This is a genomic window from Neisseria sp. HMSC068C04, assembly GCF_001810105.1.
In the GTDB taxonomy this organism is placed as follows: domain Bacteria; phylum Pseudomonadota; class Gammaproteobacteria; order Burkholderiales; family Neisseriaceae; genus Neisseria; species Neisseria flavescens_B.
In genome coordinates, this window is the sequence record NZ_KV799963.1 from 1 (window position 1) to 1,381 (window position 1,381).

Below are 1,381 nucleotides of genomic sequence, written 5' to 3' on the forward strand. Positions count from 1 at the left end.
CTGTCGGGGAAAAAGGAATTTTGCAAAGGTCTCATGCTATGTTTAATATGCTCTCATGAGGAGTTGGGGGAGTGATTAATATGAAAAACTTAATTAAAAAGTCGAGTAAGTTTTTCATATGAATAGATGAATTTAGGTTGTAGAAACAGTATCAAGCAAAATGTTTCATAACTTATGGATGAATAATGATTTGATAGGGGAGTGTTATTAGAGAATTTAGCAAAAGACACGAGTAATGAAAAATCCTCTAAATTTGAATAGGAAGAATTTAGAGGATTTTGAGGAAGAGAAAAACTTTTAAATTTGTCTAAATTGGATTGTAATAGTCTTATGGCTATCCCTCATTAAGACTCAATAATAAATCCCTAAATGCATTTGGATCTTTAATAAATGTCATTTCTCCTGATTGAGGGAAATGGAAATCAAGCAGGCGCGATACCCAAAAACGAATACATCCGGCTCTTTGTGCAGTAGGGAAATATGCGCGTTCTTCATCAGATAAAGGACGTACGCTTTCATAGCCGTTGGTAAAGGCATCATAAAGGACTGTGTCTAATTTATTATCAGCTGTTCGTGCCCAATCGTTAACCGCAATTGCCAGGTCGTACATGAAATTACCGTTACATGCATAATAGAAATCAATAAAGCCGGAAACTTCATCTCCATTAAGCAATACGTTGTCCTTAAATAAATCGGCATGGATAATGCCGGAAGGTAAATGCTCTCCCAGATTTTCATCTAAAGCAGCTATTTCAGATTGAAGCAGTGCGGCATCCTCAAAATCTAAAACAGGCAGCAACTGAGTGCAGGCATCATGCCACCAGTCATCATAACGAGGATTTTTCATTTTTAAAGGAAAGTCTTGACCGGCTAAATGCATTTTGGCCAGCATAGCACCAGTATGAAAACATTGAGCTTCGGTTGGCCAACCGGTATTTGAACCATTCAAACAAGTAACCAAACAAGCCGGTTTCCCGGCCAAAATAGAATGCAGTCCGCCATCTTTACGAGCAATCGGAGCAGCGCAGGCAACACCATTCAGACTCAAATGCTGGTTTAGTTCCAGAAAGAAAGGCAGTTCTTCTGATTTCAAAACCTCAAAAACAGTCAATACATAACGACCGGTTGAAGTTGTCAAAAAATAATTACTATTAGTAATTCCTTGAGCAATCCCCTGCAAAGAAACAAAATCTCCCAAATCATATTGCAGTAGGAAATCACGCATTTGAGCGTCGGAAACACTGGTATAGACAGACATAGCAAACTCGAGGCTGATATAAAAGAATCAAAGAAACATCATACCAAAAAACAAGCGCCAACAATATAAATTAAAGCGAGGGTCAAATTCAAAAGGCCGAGACCTTTGCAAAATTCCTTTTTC

At 38.0% G+C, this 1,381-nt stretch carries 1 protein-coding gene; it reads right to left on the reverse strand.

The annotated features are described in order from the left end of the window. Nucleotides 1-334 precede the first annotated feature (334 nt). Nucleotides 335-1,258: a homoserine kinase gene (thrB, locus tag HMPREF2700_RS06755; protein WP_070591121.1), complete on the reverse strand. Its 924-nt coding sequence runs from the start codon at nucleotides 1,256-1,258 to the stop codon at nucleotides 335-337. Nucleotides 1,259-1,381 lie beyond the last annotated feature (123 nt).